At 39.4% G+C, this 16,410-nt stretch carries 8 protein-coding genes and 1 tRNA gene; 2 read left to right on the top strand and 7 right to left on the bottom strand.

Translation table 11 applies throughout. The features are described 5' to 3' along the window. Positions 1 to 24 precede the first annotated feature (24 nt). Entirely contained in the window at positions 25 to 4,416 is a 4,392-nt protein-coding gene (locus ABIB30_RS14850; protein WP_354303282.1) for a translocation/assembly module TamB domain-containing protein, read from the top strand. Here the strand turns inward: ABIB30_RS14850 and ABIB30_RS14855 are convergent. The 3 genes from ABIB30_RS14855 to ABIB30_RS14865 all read right to left on the bottom strand — a co-directional run bounded on the left by ABIB30_RS14855 (position 4,400) and on the right by ABIB30_RS14865 (position 7,626). Beyond that, entirely contained in the window at positions 4,400 to 5,611 is a 1,212-nt protein-coding gene (locus ABIB30_RS14855; RefSeq protein ID WP_354303284.1) for a bifunctional 3,4-dihydroxy-2-butanone-4-phosphate synthase/GTP cyclohydrolase II, read from the bottom strand. The two genes, ABIB30_RS14850 and ABIB30_RS14855, sit on opposite strands and share 17 nt — an antisense overlap. A 147-nt stretch (positions 5,612 to 5,758) precedes the next feature. Then, positions 5,759 to 7,195 carry an LptF/LptG family permease gene (locus ABIB30_RS14860; protein ID WP_354303286.1) on the bottom strand — a complete coding sequence of 479 codons (1,437 nt, stop codon included), beginning with the start codon at positions 7,193 to 7,195 and terminating at the stop codon, positions 5,759 to 5,761. 50 nt (positions 7,196 to 7,245) lie between these two features. Beyond that, complete coding sequence (locus tag ABIB30_RS14865; RefSeq protein WP_041882351.1) at positions 7,246 to 7,626, bottom strand: START-like domain-containing protein; 381 nt, start codon at positions 7,624 to 7,626, stop codon at positions 7,246 to 7,248. Between the two features lie 104 nt (positions 7,627 to 7,730). Here ABIB30_RS14865 and ABIB30_RS14870 point away from each other — a divergent pair. Further along, positions 7,731 to 7,804 (top strand) — tRNA-Met (locus ABIB30_RS14870). A 203-nt stretch (positions 7,805 to 8,007) separates the two neighbouring features. Here ABIB30_RS14870 and ABIB30_RS14875 read toward each other — a convergent pair. The 4 genes from ABIB30_RS14875 to ABIB30_RS14890 all read right to left on the bottom strand — a co-directional run bounded on the left by ABIB30_RS14875 (position 8,008) and on the right by ABIB30_RS14890 (position 16,348). After that, positions 8,008 to 10,065 carry a glycoside hydrolase domain-containing protein gene (locus ABIB30_RS14875; protein ID WP_354303288.1) on the bottom strand — a complete coding sequence of 686 codons (2,058 nt, stop codon included), beginning with the start codon at positions 10,063 to 10,065 and terminating at the stop codon, positions 8,008 to 8,010. 82 nt (positions 10,066 to 10,147) lie between these two features. Further along, a complete protein-coding gene (locus ABIB30_RS14880; protein WP_354303290.1) occupies positions 10,148 to 11,671 on the bottom strand; it encodes a RagB/SusD family nutrient uptake outer membrane protein in 1,524 nt (507 codons plus the stop codon). A 25-nt stretch (positions 11,672 to 11,696) separates the two neighbouring features. After that, positions 11,697 to 15,260, bottom strand: coding sequence for a SusC/RagA family TonB-linked outer membrane protein (locus ABIB30_RS14885; RefSeq protein WP_354303292.1), 3,564 nt, complete (start codon positions 15,258 to 15,260; stop codon positions 11,697 to 11,699). A 119-nt stretch (positions 15,261 to 15,379) separates the two neighbouring features. Further along, the gene (locus ABIB30_RS14890) at positions 15,380 to 16,348 is read right to left on the bottom strand and encodes a FecR family protein (protein ID WP_354303294.1); all 969 of its coding nucleotides are present in this window, start codon (positions 16,346 to 16,348) and stop codon (positions 15,380 to 15,382) included. Positions 16,349 to 16,410: the final 62 nt, after the last annotated feature.

Below are 16,410 nucleotides of genomic sequence, written 5' to 3' on the forward strand. Positions count from 1 at the left end.
CAGTTTCGGCCTGTGCAGACATTTGTGGCAAAAAAAGCAGCAGATTACCTCTCTAAAGAATTAAACACGACGATTTCTTTACACAGCATTTACGTTAAACCCTTCAAATATTTGGTGATTGAAGACCTTTTGGTCCTTGATCAGCAAAAAGATACGCTGCTAAGTACTCCTAAATTCATTGTAGACCTCAACATGCTGTCCTTCGACAAGCGGATCATTGACGTCAATACAGTACAATTGAACAACGGCTCTTTCTTCCTGAAAAAATATAAAGGAAAAGATAAGGGAACAAATCTTGACTTTATCATTGATTATTTTGATTCAGGTCCCTCAACCACTGTTAAAAAGAAAAAGCAGCCGTACAAAATTACATTCAACAGAGTGATTCTGAATAACCTGCAATTAAAATATAAAAACCTGAATGTCGATACCGTAATGAACGGGGTAAACTTTGAGGATGTAGAACTGACCAGCCTGAATGGTATTTTCGAAAAGCTGAATACAACCGACCACCTGATGCAGGCGGATATAAAAAATCTGACCTTTAAAGAAAAAAGTGGTTTTTACCTGAAGAACCTATCCGCATTTACTACGGTAGATACAAACCGTATTGAACTTAAAAAGTTAACCCTGGTGACCAATAAAAGTCATTTGTCGGACTACTTCGAAATGAGGTTCCATGATTACGAAGACTTTAATGACTATGTCAATAAAGTGAGGATGAAAGCCCGTTTCAAAAACAGTCACCTGGAATCAAAAGATGTGGCCTACTTCACTTCAGAAGTTGCCAGGATGAATCTGAACATTGACATCGATGGACAAATTACCGGTCTGGTGAATAACCTGAAGGCCAAAAAACTCTCCGTAAAATCTGGTAAAGCAACCTATATCAAAGGCGACTTCAACCTAAAAGGCCTGCCTGAACTCGATGAAACTTTTATGGAAATGAAAGTTGAAATGGCTTCCACTAATAAAAAGGATTTAGATGAACTGCTGACTAATATAACAGGGAACCGCAAAACAGTTATTCCTGTAATTGTTCAGAAATTTGGCGATATCTATTTCAATGGGAATTTCACGGGCTTTCAAAATGACTTTATTGCTTTTGGTGAGTTCAAAACTAAATTAGGAAGAATTGTTTCCGATGTTAACATGAAAATCAGTAAGAAAGGCATTCCTTCTTATTCTGGAAATGTAAAAACATACGACTTCAATTTGGGAAATCTGATTGACGAAGAGAGTCTTGGAAAGATAACCGCTTCTGTTTATGTAAAAGGTAAAGGTACTGAATTGAACAGCCTGACTGAACAGATCAATGGCGATGTAAAATATATCGACTTCAATAATTACCGTTATACAAATGTTAAGGTTGATGGAGTTTTTGACAAAAAATACTTCGACGGAAAACTGAGCATTGATGATAAAAACATAAAACTTGACTTTGATGGTGGAGTAAACTTGAACCCTAAGCTTCCTGTATTTGACTTTAAAGCATCTATCAAAAATGCCAAGCTTCGTAACCTCCATTTGTTTAAAGACTCTTTGATGGTAGATGCGAACTTCCGCACTAACTTCTCAGGGACTAACCTCAACAATATCCAGGGAGATTTACTGATAGAGAAAATAAGACTTAACAATGTAAAAGGAATCTACAATATTGATTCCGTTCAATTGCAAGCGAAAGGAATTGGAGCAGATAGAACACTAAGAGTCAATTCAGACGTATTAGAAGCTAGTATTCAAGGCCAGTATGACCTGAACACCCTGCCTTCTTATTACAAGTCACTCGCAAAAACTTATATCCCATCTCTTAAGGCAGACATTGTAAATTTCAAAAACCAGATCTTTAAGTTCCAGCTTAAAATCAAACGTTTTGAACCTGTTGCTGAATTAATTGCTCCCGGGCTGGAAATAGAAGATCAGGCAGAATTAATCGGAAACTTTGATTCTGAGAAGAAAATAGCCACGCTGAATGGGTTCATCAAAAAACTGAAATACAAAGGCGTGATCGCGAATAATATTATTCTGGATGAAAACACGACTAAAGATCAGCTGCAGGCCATTATCACTTCCGACCGCGTAGACCTGAACGATAGTTTATATATCAAGAACGTCAACATTTCAAATGTACTTCGTAATGATAGCCTCGCGCTTAACGTTAAACTATCCAATGCGGATGATGCGAATCAGCTGGATTTAAACGGCCTGGTAGAGTTCGGGAAAGATACAACTCGTATTAGTGTGCTTCCCTCTTTACTTAAAATTAACAGCCAGGACTGGGCGATACAGGATAAAGTGCGGATCGGATTCAAAAATGGCAAAACAGAGATTAGTAATTTTGATCTGCGAAACGGTAATCAACTGTTAACTGTCGATGGGATTTTATCCGAAGATGTGAACGATGTCCTTAAAGTAGGTTTCAAAGACTTCAGTTTGAAAACGCTGAACCCTTTCCTTAAAACAGTCGGCATACAATTATCAGGTAACGTGAACGGTAAAACGAAACTTTATGGACTCCTGAAATCGCCAAAGATCAATGACGATATTAAAATTGATTCCCTGCACTTCAATGATACTTATATAGGTGCTTTGACAGATACTTCTTCGTATAATCAGGAGAATAGCATTGCCAATATATTTACACGCATCAACAGGGATGGAAAAGAAACGCTTAAAGTGAACGGTCATCTCGATATGAAGGAGAAAAACATAGACCTGACCGTGAAAATGGATGAAAGTGAGCTAACCGTATTGTCACCATTTGTAAGCGATCTTGTTTCTAACCTTAAAGGACACATCTCTACCGACCTGACTATCAGAGGAGCATTTAATGCGCCGCAGATTGATGGAGATATTACGCTCGATAAAGCAGAACTAACCGTAAACTACTTAAAAACTGCCTATACCATATCACATAAAGTCAGTGTAGACAAAAGTGTGATCGACATTGATGATCTTGAATTAACAGACGCCGGCGGTAATATTGCGACCGCTCACGGTTCGGTAGATATGAACAATATCAATACACCAACGCTGGATATTAACATTAAAGCCAAAAACTTCATGGCTTTAAATACGACCATCAAAGATAACGAACTCTATTTCGGACAAGCTTTTGCTACAGGTACCTTCATCTTCAAAGGCCCGACAAACAAATTATTCATTGGAATTGATGCCAAAACAGAAAAAGGAACAGTATTCAATCTTCCATTAAATAGTTCAGAAACCGTTTCCAGTAAAGACTTCATTACCTTTTTAAGCAGGGATACCACTGCAAACGTTAAGAAAGCAATAAGTTTTGACGGGATCACGATGAGCTTTAAACTACAGGTTGACCCTAACAGTACAGCGAACCTGTTTACCAACCTGGGGAACTTAAGTGGAAAAGGAAATGCCGATCTTAACCTGGAAATCAATAGTCTAGGAGACTTTGAGATGTCAGGAGATTATATTATTGAATCGGGTAGTTTTGATTTTACCGCTCAGGAGATCATTAATAAGAAATTCAACATCAGGCAAGGAGGCACAATCAGGTGGACTGGAAATCCGACACAAGCTCAAATACAGCTTAAGGCCATCTATGAGCTTAGAGCAGGTCTTTCTGATCTGTATGCTGCTGCCAACAGAGATAATAGCAGTAACTCTCTGTTAAGGGTGCCTGTAGAAGTAGAAATGGGATTAAGTGGTCTGTTATTGAAACCAGATATCAAGCTGGATATTTTCTTCCCTTCTAACCCATCAATCAAAGAAGAACTCCAAGCTTACTTTAGTGATCCGAATAACCTGAATCTTCAGGCATTCAGTTTAATTATCAGAAGAAGTTTTGCGCCTGGAGGAGGTAAAGAAGACTTAGGTAAACAAGTAACCTCAGGCGTGGCCAGTACCGCAACAGAACTGCTCTTTAACCAGTTTAACAATGTATTATCTTCACTTAATCTTGATTTCGTGGATATCAATATCCGTTCACTGAGTGAAGCCAGTGCATCGTTTAAATTTTTCAATAACCGGGTCATTGTCAATGCAGGTGTCATAGACAATAGAAGTACGAGTGACCTCTCGCCTATCGGATTTTCAAGAAACAGTGTGGGTAGTGAGGTTGAAGTCCTGGCACTCATCCGCAAGGATGGTACGCTGATCGGTAAGCTGGCCAACAAGCCACCTACACAACAAAGTATTTTCGTCAATACTGGAATAAATCAGAACGTGAATGTAACTTCATTCGGACTGATTTATTCACAGCAATTTGATAATTTCAGAGAGTTTGTTCAAAAAGTTACGGGAAAATACCGTAAGAACTTAAAGAACAAACAAGACGACACGCATCAGCATAAAAAACAATCAGTTAATAAAGATGCGGTCACCGAAGAACAAAAGAGGTTGTTAAAAGAAGCGGTTTTGTCTACCCCTTCATTATAGTATGCCCCATTTTATCTCTTTTGGTTTTAAGGTAAGTCTCGTTATGTAAATTGCTCACAATTTCAATCGGAATATTTTCTACGACCTCTAAACCATAACCAATCAGTCCAGCTCTTTTAGTAGGATTATTAGACATCAGACGCATTTTACGAACACCCTGCGCTCTTAAAATCTGTGCGCCTACACCATAATCACGTTCGTCGCCTTTAAAGCCTAATTTAATATTCGCTTCTACAGTATCAAAACCAGCATCCTGAAGATTATAAGACAACAATTTATTGACCAGACCAATGCCACGGCCTTCCTGGTTCATATAAACTACAATTCCTTTACCTTCTTTTTCGATCATCTGTAATGCCTTATGCAGCTGAGGGCCGCAATCGCATCTGCAGGAGCCAAAAATATCACCAGTAACACAAGAACTGTGCACTCTGACTAATATAGCTTCATCTGCTGTCCACTCGCCTTTACTTAGAGCCAGATGTGTAGCATTGTTTTCCAGTTGTGTGTAAGCAGTCATCTTGAAATCTCCCCATTCTGTAGGCAGATTAATCGTAACCTCTTCTTTAATCAGGCTATCGTTTTTCAGGCGATAAGCAATCAAATCTTTAATAGAGATTATTTTCAAATTGTGCTGTGCTGCTATTTTGATCAGATCAGGCAATCTTGCCATCTCCCCGTCTTCTTTCATAATCTCTACCAAAACTCCGGCAGGTACCATTCCAGCTAATCTCGCTAAATCTACAGCTGCTTCGGTATGGCCTGCACGTCTCAGTACGCCACCATCTTTAGCCCGTAAAGGGAATATATGTCCGGGCCTGCCCAGCTCATCAGGATTCGTATCAGGATTAATTAATGCCTGGATTGTCTTAGAACGATCAGACGCAGAAATACCAGTGGTACAACCATGTCCTATCAGATCTACAGAAACCGTGAAATTAGTTTCATAAGCTGCAGTGTTTTTACCGACCATCAGCTCCAGGTTTAATTCATCACATCTTTCTTCAGTAATTGCGGCACAGATCAGGCCTCTTCCGTGCGTTGCCATGAAGTTAATAACTTCAGGTGTTGCATTACCAGCAGCAGTAAGGAAGTCGCCTTCATTTTCACGATCCTCATCGTCTACAACAATAACAACTTTACCGGCTTTTATATCTGCAACAGCATCTTCTATTGCGTTCAGTTTAATTTCCATTTTATGATCAGACCTTCAACAAAGGATATATAATTAAATCCAATTTAAGATTCATAAACAAAGTTACAACCTTACACGGATAATATATATTTAAAATATCATCGTTAAGTAAGACTCTGATTAAAGACTTATGAATTCTATAAACTGTTATTTACCGGAACTCTTGTTCTTCTTAAAAAGCCTCATGAACAGCGTCTTATAGTAAGTAAGATCAAAGAGTGCAGAATCGACTGTTGCTTTATAAGTTAAAAATGCCCCAACGGGTGATAAGACAATAATTGCCATCCAAATACCAACCACGGGATGTATATTACCCTGATTGGCAGACTTTTCTGCTACCGTAGAAATGATATGGTAAAAAAGAAAGAAGATAATGGCCATGACTACAGGTAAACCCAGACCGCCTTTGCGGATAATGGCCCCTAACGGAGCACCAATAAAGAATAACATCAAACAGGAAACCGCCAATGTAAATTTCCGCTGGTACTCTATTCTGATTCTGATCAGGTTTGCCACTTTATCGTCATGATCAGGAATCTTGCCTTCTACAGTCTGTTTAATTGAATTAGCCTGATCTAATGCGGCCTGAACGGTATTCATCCTTTTAGCCTCGGGAAATCCGGTCAGGATATCTGCATTAATTTTTGCCGGCGCAACTTTAGCCTTGGTATAACCTTTAGTATAATTGTTCTGTTTATAATAGTTGCCAATATTAACCCTTGCATACCGGTTTACACTGTCCAGTTCTTTGGTCAGGGAATCTGATTTATGTGTCAGCCCCTTGAGATTGAGCATCTGGTTATTTGACCTGAAACTATTCTCGTCTGTCCTGTTCATTTTAAAACTGGAAAGATCAAACTTCTGTTCCGTTTGCCCAAAGCGCATCCTGGTTAATTGCTGCCTGGGATCATAACCTTTATTCTGTCCGCTGGATTCTTCGTACCTGACCCCGTCATTCAGCTTTAAAATCAGGTATTGTTTATCTTTAGTCGTATTCATTGTGCCATCCTTAGCCACAATGATTTTTGCTACGCCCTGATTTCCGGTATGGTCATAAATCATGATACCTTTTAAAGAAGTACCATCTGCTCCCTTTTCATCTACGCGAATTGAATAGCCAGGAATACTATTATTGAATACCCCTTCTTTAATCAGAAAAGACAATTTCTTATTCCTGACATCCCATAGCAGGGAGCCAAACTTAAGATTAGCCTTTGGGAGCATATATTCAGAAAACAGGAAAGAAGAAAAAGCTATACCAATGATCAGTACCAATAATGGCCGCATAGCCTTTTGTAAGGAGATCCCTGCCGACTTAATTGCTACAAGCTCATAGTTCTCCCCTAGTGTCCCGAAAGTCATAATAGAGGACAGTAATATCGCTAATGGCAAAGCCATCGACACATTTGCAGCAGAAGCATAAAACATAAGCTCCACAATGGTATACCATTCAAATCCCTTTCCGATCAGATCATCAACATATTTGAACAGGAAAAACATCAGCAAAATAAACATCACTATAAAAAAAGTGACGATAAATGGTCTTATGAATGCTTTAAGAAGTAGTATATGTATCTTTTTCAATGTTACAAATGTAGGCAATGCAACTCAAATACTATACACCAATAATAATACTACGCTCCGATTACACTGTGGAGGTAAGTAATCTGGTTATCCCAAATCTGTGTTCTTTCTTTAAGTGTTTCTTCAGTTGCAAAATCAGTAATAGACAAGGCAACATCATTCGTTAATTCATCCTGTACAATTTCCATCTCAAAATAACAGTGAGGTTCATCATCGATCCATTTGAACTTAACCATTTTATTCTCTTTAAAACTTAACATTTTTGCTTTCTGTACTTCATCATCCCAGGTGAAGGTATAAACCTGATCACGGAAAACTACATCATCAGCAAACCATTGAGACAAGCCATTTGGCTCACTTATGAAGCTAAACAAAATACGCGGAGACGACTTCAACTCATATTCCAGGGTAAATTTTTTCTTTTCTGACATCTTAAATCGCTTATATCTTGTTATTTGTAAATTATTTTTATTTTTTTTCCTAAAGAAAAGTATTTTATTCTATATTTGCAACTCTTAAAAAATAAGAAGCCCACGGCGGGGTAGCTCAGATGGTTAGAGCGCAGGATTCATAACCCTGAGGTCGGCAGTTCGATCCTGCTCCCCGCTACTTGTAAATCAACCCTTTAGTCTAAAAAACTAGAGGGTTTTTTATGTCTTAAGGTATTCAAACACACCTTTTCCGTGCGCCATTTACCACCATGTGCCTATTTCAAATATAGTATAATAACTCAGAAACAAGCAGAATAAACATATTTTGAGCAGGAAAACGGGACTTACAATAAGAATACATCCCGAAATTCCTGATCTGTTTTACTTATTTAAATCTGAAATCCATCTATTCTTCATACCAAATGATTCAGCAGGCTGATCAGTCGCAGTAATCACTAAAGTCCCTCCCTTCATGATTTCCTCCTGAGTGATCCAGTTTCTGTCCAGTATTTTGCCGTTCAGCGTTACCTTTTCCACATATTTTCGGTTTTCCACATAGTTATCCACACTAATGTTAAGAACTTTTCCATCGGGCCATTTAAAGGAAACCGTTTTAAACAAAGGAACATTTAAATAGTAAACAGGTGACCCCACACAGGCAGGAGAAAATCCGCAAGCTGCAAATACGTACCAGCCAGACATCGCTCCTGCATCATCATCCATTGTACGGATATAAGCATCAGGCTGGTTCTTATAAATCCTGTCAATAAAAGGATCGATCCCCCTGCTGTTATCATTAAAATAGTACTGAATAACAGTATCTACGGCCAGATGGTGCACCAAAGCCTGCGATTTCCACGGTTCAGAAGAAGCATTGTACATAAACGGGGCCTGAATATCGGGTTCATTCGCATGATTATACTGATCATTATCAAAAAAACGATCTAGTTGTTTAATATAAGTTGCATCTCCACCCATCAATTCAATCAATCCTTTCAAATCAAAAGGAGCAAACCAGCGGTATTGCAAAATCGTTCCCTGGTATAATCCTCTCGCAGACACCCGGTCAACATCCCTTTTAGTCACATCTTCAAAATCCTTCTTCCAGTATTTCTTATATTCAGCAGCTTGATCAAGATACTTTTTACTCAATTCGTCTTTTTTCAACACTTTCAGGATCTGTGACAAGGCCCAGGCATCATAACTTGATTCCAGTGCTTTATCAGGATGACTGTAATCCAGCCGGTCCACATCTTTAACCAACGAATCGCAAATCCCTGCAAAATCAACTTTATACCCTTTGCGGTAAGCATCCAGTAAAACCACAATAGCGTGTTCAGTTCTTACCGTGTTGGAAGGTTCATGCTGCGTTGAATAATCCTTTTTACCAAAAGCATAAAGGTTCGAGATCGAATTAACCATTCCGCTATATTTTTCAGGTACTACAATAGACAATAATGGCAATTGTGTACGGTAATTATCCCAGATTGCCCAGCCGTTATACATCGTTTCTTTGGAATGCTGTAAACTACCATCAGTAGCACGGTAGCTACCATCTTTCTCAGAGATTACATAGGGTGACTGCATCGTGCGGTATAACAAAGAATAGAACAGCCTGGCTCTTTGCTGATCTCCTTCAACCTGAATACGTCCCAATACGTCATTCCAGCCTTGAGCTCCTAAAGATTTCATCCGGGCAAAGGACAACTCATTCAGTCCTGCCTTTGCATGTGCGACATCCACAGCAGAAAAAGAAACCCTGATTTCTGCGCTGCTTTCAGCCGCATTCAGTACAGCAGTTAATTTATGATTTGCGCTATCTGTCCATTTCACAGGCTTATCAATAGTAATCACATAATAGATCTTATACGTTCCTGCATTACAAGTAGTCCTTGCTTCTACATAACCACTGATATTTTGTCCGTTAACTTCATGCTGCTCACTAACAAAATGGTTAGCCAGCGTATGGCTCAGATCAAAATAAAAGCCCTTTGCTCCTTCCGGGAAATCATAATGTTCTAGTCCTTGCTTTTCCACAACTGCAAAGGCTGCTTTAATTCCATTAGAAAAACCAACTGTGTAATTACCTGGCGCAGCAGATTCAGACGTCTTCATCAGCGTAGAGGCTAAAGGCTGATCTCCCAGGTAAGGTTTGATTAAAATATTTCCACCACTTCCTTCACAACCTACACCTTCAAAACGATTATGCGTAAAACCAAGAAATTTCTTAGCCTTGTGCTCATATCCACCATGTAACTTAGGATAGGTTTGCGGCCCGATACTTAACATACTAAATGGATAACTGGCAGCCGGTGACAGTTGACCATGATCTCCCGATGAACCTAAAAATGTATTGACCAATGCAGCCGGATCTTTCACAGTATTGGTTTGAGCTTTTAAACAAAAAGGAAAAAGCAGCAGCATAAAAAAGCACTTCATGACAGGTAAAATTAAAAGGTGGATTAAAAAAAAAGCCAACCCTCTATTTGAAATAAAGGGTTGGCTTGAAAAAGTAGTCAGATTAATATCCAGGATTCTGGTACATTTTCTGAGGATCAAGCTTGTACTCATCAAACGGAATCGGGAAAAATCTATCCTTCGTACCAAAATTAGCCAGCTTTGCATTTCCAAAAGCAGCTTGTGATTTTGCCTGGAAAAAAGCAACCAGTTCAGGAGTAGTAAAGAACCTGATCAGATCAAACCAGCGCTGATGCTCAAAAGCAAGTTCCACTCTGCGCTCATGTAAAATCGCAAGTTTCAGCGTAGGATATTTAGCCGAATAATTTGGATCCATAGTAGCAACAGCATATAAAGGCACACCTGCCCTTGCACGTACCATATCAAGATATTGGATAGCTGCACCAGTATTACCCAGATCCATGTTCACTTCGGCAAGCATCAGGATGATGTCTGCATAACGCATCAGCGGTGTATCATTTCCTCCATAGCCATTTATACCAGCCGCAGCACTGGCATCACGATATTTGGTTACAAACCAATCCTGTACCTGTGGATTTGCAGCATATTTGACAGAGAAGGCTTTCCTTGGATCATTCGCTTCATAATCATTGATCAAATCTGGTGTAACATTTCCTCCAACACCCAGGCCAGTTTTAAGAGAATTGATCGTTTCTCCTAAAGGCTGGTTATTAGCCGCAATGCTCGAGCTGTAAGTAATATCACCTTGTTTATTTACAATGGACAAGATCATTTCAGGATTAGTCATCTTTTTAGCTACATCAAACACATCTGCATAAGGAATATCCTTCAGGCTACTGAACGGACGCATCGCATAAGCAGCAGTCAGATAGGTATTGGCATTGGTCAGGTTCTCTGCTTTATTGTTATCCAGTGTAGCGGCCATAGTTAAATATACTTGTCCCAGCAATCCATTGATCGCTGCTTTAGATACGCGGCCCACATTAGCACCCGTTTGCAAATTAGGCAGGTTACTGGCCAGTGCATCCTTCAGATCGGCTACGATCTGTGTATATACAGCCGCCTGTGGCTGACGGTAAGTATTTGCCGTGATTTCAGTAGTCGTCGTTAAAGTTTTAGTAACTAAAGGAACATCACCCCACTTTCTCACTAAATGGAAGTACATTAATGCCCTGATGAATTTAGCCTCCGCCAAATACTGTGTTTTAGCATCACTGTTAGCAAAAGTTACTTTATCAATATTAGTTGTAATACTATTACACTGAGCTACTGTTGCATATAAACTTGACCAGTGAGATTTTAAATAAGTATTACTTGGTAAAATACTAAAATTACCAAACTGGAAAGGCTCCCCTGAATTGGACTGTGAATCATTCGTACCGGTATCATCAGAACGCTCATCTGTAAATAAACCACTGGTCTCGCCGATATTATTACCACTTCTTAATGAAGTATAGGCACCGTTTACAGCCAATAAAACGCTATTTTCAGACTTAAAGAAATTGTCTACTGTTGTCGCATTGGGATTGTTCTGTTCCACAAAGCTCTTTTTACAAGAAGTGAGTACTGCTAACCCCAGGAAAAATATGACCGTATATCTTTTCATTACTATATTTTTATATTAATTATACTTAGAATGTTAATTTGATACCTAAATTATATGCTCTGGCTATCGGATAATTTCCATAATCTACACCAGGGGCTAAGTTTGCACCATTGGTACCAATGTTATAATCTACATCAGGGTTATATCCTTTATACTTGGTTAATGTAAACGCGTTATCTACACTGGCAAAAACCCTGATATTTTCAACTTTCAGACGTTTACTCAATAGCTTAGGAACGTTATAGCCTATCGTCGCATTGGTCATTCTCAGGTAAGATCCATCCTGTAAATAGAATGAAGACAAACGTGTGCTGTTACTTTGTGTTCCTGCACGGGACGGACGATAATTTAAACCACTTCCTGGCTGATCCGGAGATACATATCTGTCTGCAACCTGCGCATACTGATTACCTGAACCCTCAAAATTGTACAGGTAATAATCCTGCCCGTCTAATATTTTGTTCCCATAAGAACCATTAAATGAAGCGCGGAAGTCAAAAGCTTTATAAGTAGCAGTTAAAGCGAATCCATAAGTAAATTTAGCATAAGGGCTACCGATAACCGTCTTGTCATTATCGTTGATCACCCCATCATGATTCACATCTTCAAAATAAAGGTCACCGATTTTAGCAGGGTTAGAAGAAGAAGCCGAAGGCGCAACTTTACCTATATTTTCTGCAGTTATTCTTCCCAATGCTTTAAAACCGTAGAACATACCTACTGGTTGTCCCATCTCTGTGATATGGGTTTTATAAGAACGTTCTGCTCCGGCAGTAATAATTGTACTTGCTCCACCAAGATCCAGTACTTTATTTCTGTTTAAGGAGATATTTCCACTCACACCAAAAGTAAAGTCCTTATTCTGGATGATCCGTCCATCTATCTGGAAGTCGAATCCTTTATTCTGAACTTTGCTGTCTTTTAAATTCGTAAGAATCGATGTCGCACCTGAGACCGCTGAAATTGGTTGATTGAACAATAAATTATAAGACCTGCTCAGGTAATAATTCACAATAAAAGACAAACGGTTTTTAAGAATCGTCACATCTGTACCCACATTATATTGCGAAGTAGATTCCCAGCCAAGATTCTGATCCTTAACATTTCCTACTAAAACAGCCGAAGAAATAGCCCCAGCTCCGAATACAGCTCCAGTGGGAGAATTTACAGTTTGTACCGCATTATAATTACCGATGTTATTGTTTCCACTCAGTCCCCAGCTCGCTCTCATTTTAACAGAAGACTGCTCTCCTAAAAAGTCATGGTACCAGTCTTCTTGCGACAGGCTCCATCCAGCAGATACCGAAGGGAATGTTCCCCATTTATTTAAAGGGCCGAACCTTGATGAACCATCCGTACGGATCGATCCTGTCAGGAAATACTTTCCATTATAATTGTAACTCAAACGACCGAAATAAGACAAAAGCGTATTGGTAGATTTACCAGTTAAAGGATCAAGCGTAAATAAACTTGGATCCGCTCCCTTATCGGTAATTTCACCTATAGCATCGCTCGTAAAACCTTTGGCATTCAGCCTGATCAGATCAGTGTTAGTTTGCTGTGCAGAATAACCACCTAATAAATTGAAGTTGTGTTTACCGATTTTCTTGTCGTAGTTTAAGGTAAACTCTGCCAATTTATCTACCTGTGTAAGCGTTTGGGCAATCGCATTTGCAGCTGCAATAGACGATGGAGAATAAGGTGGATTTCCGCCTCCGTTACTCAAACTGGTAGGCAGGTAATAATCGTATTTTTCATTGTAAGACTGTGTACCCAGGTTCGCTTTGAAAGCAAGTCCGTCAAGAATCTGATAAGTCGCGTTTGCGTTGATCGTAGTTCTGTAACCTAACCTGTTACTTTTAGTTTCTTCAACTGACGCCAGTGGATTTTCTATTCCCTGGAAACCATACTGGTTGGCCAGTGCATTCATTCCATATTTTACAGGAGCACCATTTGCATCTCTTGCAGGCAAGTAGGGAATATAAAGCAATGCAGCCATCATTGGACTAAAACGCCCTTCTCCTACTTCTTTACTCGTAGTCTGCGTATAAGCTATATTAGCGCCAACTTTCAATCTTTTACTCACATCTGCTTCGATATTAGACCGGAAGTTCAGCGTTTTCATAGAAGTATTGTCTACAATACCATCCTGATCCTGATAACCACCACTCATAAAATACCTGATATTTGTGCTACCTCCCGAGAAGGCAAGATTATGACGCTGAAAGAATGCATTCTTATATAATTCGTCTTGCCAGTCCGTATTGTATTTAGGCGCAATCTTTTGCTGGGTAGCGAAATTATAGATGTCCTCAGGGATACTCACAGAAGAGCCGTTACCTACATTAGCAGTCCTGGTGGCATTATTATCAGAATACATGGCATCGTTCCAGGTTTTACCTGCATTTACCCAAAGATCTTTGTAAGAGTTATTACGTGCATTGATCACCAGGTCTTCAAACTGATCTGCATTTAACAGTTTTATCTTTTTACCTAATTGAGTAACACCGGCTTGTACATCATACTCAAATCTACCCTTGCCATCTTTACCTTTTTTGGTGGTGATCATCACGACACCACCCGAAGCCCTTGATCCGTAGATCGCTGCCGATGCCGCATCTTTCAAGATGTCGATCGTTTCGATATCTTCAGGATTGACGAAAACATTATTTCCTGCTGGATATCCATCAATCACATATAAAGGATCTGAACTTGCATTCAGTGATCCGATACCACGAACACGGATTTTTGTACCGGCATAAGGTGCGCCACTTGTCTGTGAAACCTGTACACCAGCCACTTTACCTACCAATGCCTGCCCTATAGTTGGTGCTGATAAATTTAATTCTGATGCTTTTACACTGCTGATTGCACCTGTAACATCAGATTTACGTATTTTCTGATAGCCAATGGCCACAACTTCCTGCAATGAATTGCTTGATTCTTTCAGTTTGATATTCACTACGGTCTGGTTAGTGATCAGTACTTCTTGTTTGTCATAACCGATATAGTTAAAGCTCAACTTTGATCCTGAAGCTACATTCATGAAATACCTTCCGTCAGCATCTGTACCTGTTTTTTTACCCGAAACCAGGTCCATGACAGTTACGCCCGGCAAAGGAAGGCCGCTCATATCAGTAACTACACCTCTTACCTCCACCTGCACTGCCGATACAACAGGCTTAACAGGTACCGCAGCAATTACCTCTTCCTGTTTCTCTACCTTGATCAGGACATGGTTATTATCTACCTGCGTTACACTGCCTTTATAGTCTTTCAAGAGCTCCTTTAATATAAAATAAACCGATTTAGCATTTACAGTTAAAGAAACCCTTTTTTTAGTATCGATCACATTATCATAGCCGATCAGGAAGTTCGATTTATGCTCAATGATCTTGAACACTTCTTTCAAAGTGAGATTATTAGCAGTAAATGAAATATGAGTATTATTCATTGTTTGTGCATCGGCTGCAAGCGCAGGGAGACTAAACTGGATGAAAAACGTAATGGCCAACATTAATTTCACCATTCCGGAATTCACACCTGATTTAGCGGATTTTAAGAATGGGATAAGATAAAATTTTTGCATTTTTGAGTTAAATAAATAATTTGAACGATTATTGAATTTTTGTGCCTTTCAGGCAAAACATCAATGGGGTCTGGTTGCACAGTCCCCATTTTTTAAACTGCTCTCTTTTTACATTTTTCTTAAGATTTCTTAGGGTTAATAATGACTATCCTTCCATTCATACTATAGGTCATACCAGTTAAGTTTGATAAAACATTAAGGACATTATCTGCCCGTTCATTGTAAAAGCTAAGTGTGTATCTTTTTATATCATGATGTGCTGTCAGCGTAACATCCAGGTTATACCAGCGGCTCAGTGAGCGGGCTATTTCCTCATACGAAGCATTCTCGAAGATCAAATGATTTGTGCGCCATGAACTGACAGAGTCCGAATTTACAGCAGTGACCCGGTGGCTGTCTTTCACCCTATTGTAAACCAGGGCCTGGTTATGTGTTAAAGCTTTAGCATATAATGCTGGTTTTGAAGATGTTCCTTTGCCTTCTACTTTCACTTTTCCAGTAGTTACACTAATCTTCATCTGCTCATCTTCAGGATAGGCCCTGATATCGAAAGACGTTCCAAGAACAGTAGTCTGTAATTTCCCTGAATGGATAACAAATGGTTTGCTTGCATCATGATGTACCTGGAAAAAGGCCTCCCCTGTTAACTTCACCTCTCTGTTCTTCTCTCCGAACCGCGAAGAAATAAAAATGCTGGAGCCTGAATTTAAGAAGACGGTAGTTCCGTCTTTCAGTGTGATCTCTTTTTTCACTCCCCGGACTGAACTGATTTCAGTAAAAGTTTCTGGCTTTATAGCTTTTTTCGCAAACCTGTTCCTCATGAAAAGACCTGAAACCAGCAGCGTAAAAAATACCGCAGCGATCTGTAACCAACGGAAATTCATTTTACGTACTGGTACCTCTTCTTTTAAAAAAGAGTTTATTCTTGAATCAAGATCTTCAAAAACTGATATTTCTTCCTCACGGCTCAGTTTGCTACCTTGCTGCTTGCCATGACTCTCAAACCAGGTTTCTACCAGACTGCGCTCTTCGGCTGTAACTGTACCTTCCTGGTACCGCTTAAATAATACTTGTATCTTTTCGTCCAAAACTGTGCTTTAATAGAGCTCGCGCTCAAGCACAGAATGTCCTTTAAGAAATTGTTAACTTT

Source organism: Pedobacter sp. UYP1, from assembly GCF_040547305.1.
In the GTDB taxonomy this organism is placed as follows: Bacteria; Bacteroidota; Bacteroidia; order Sphingobacteriales; family Sphingobacteriaceae; genus Pedobacter.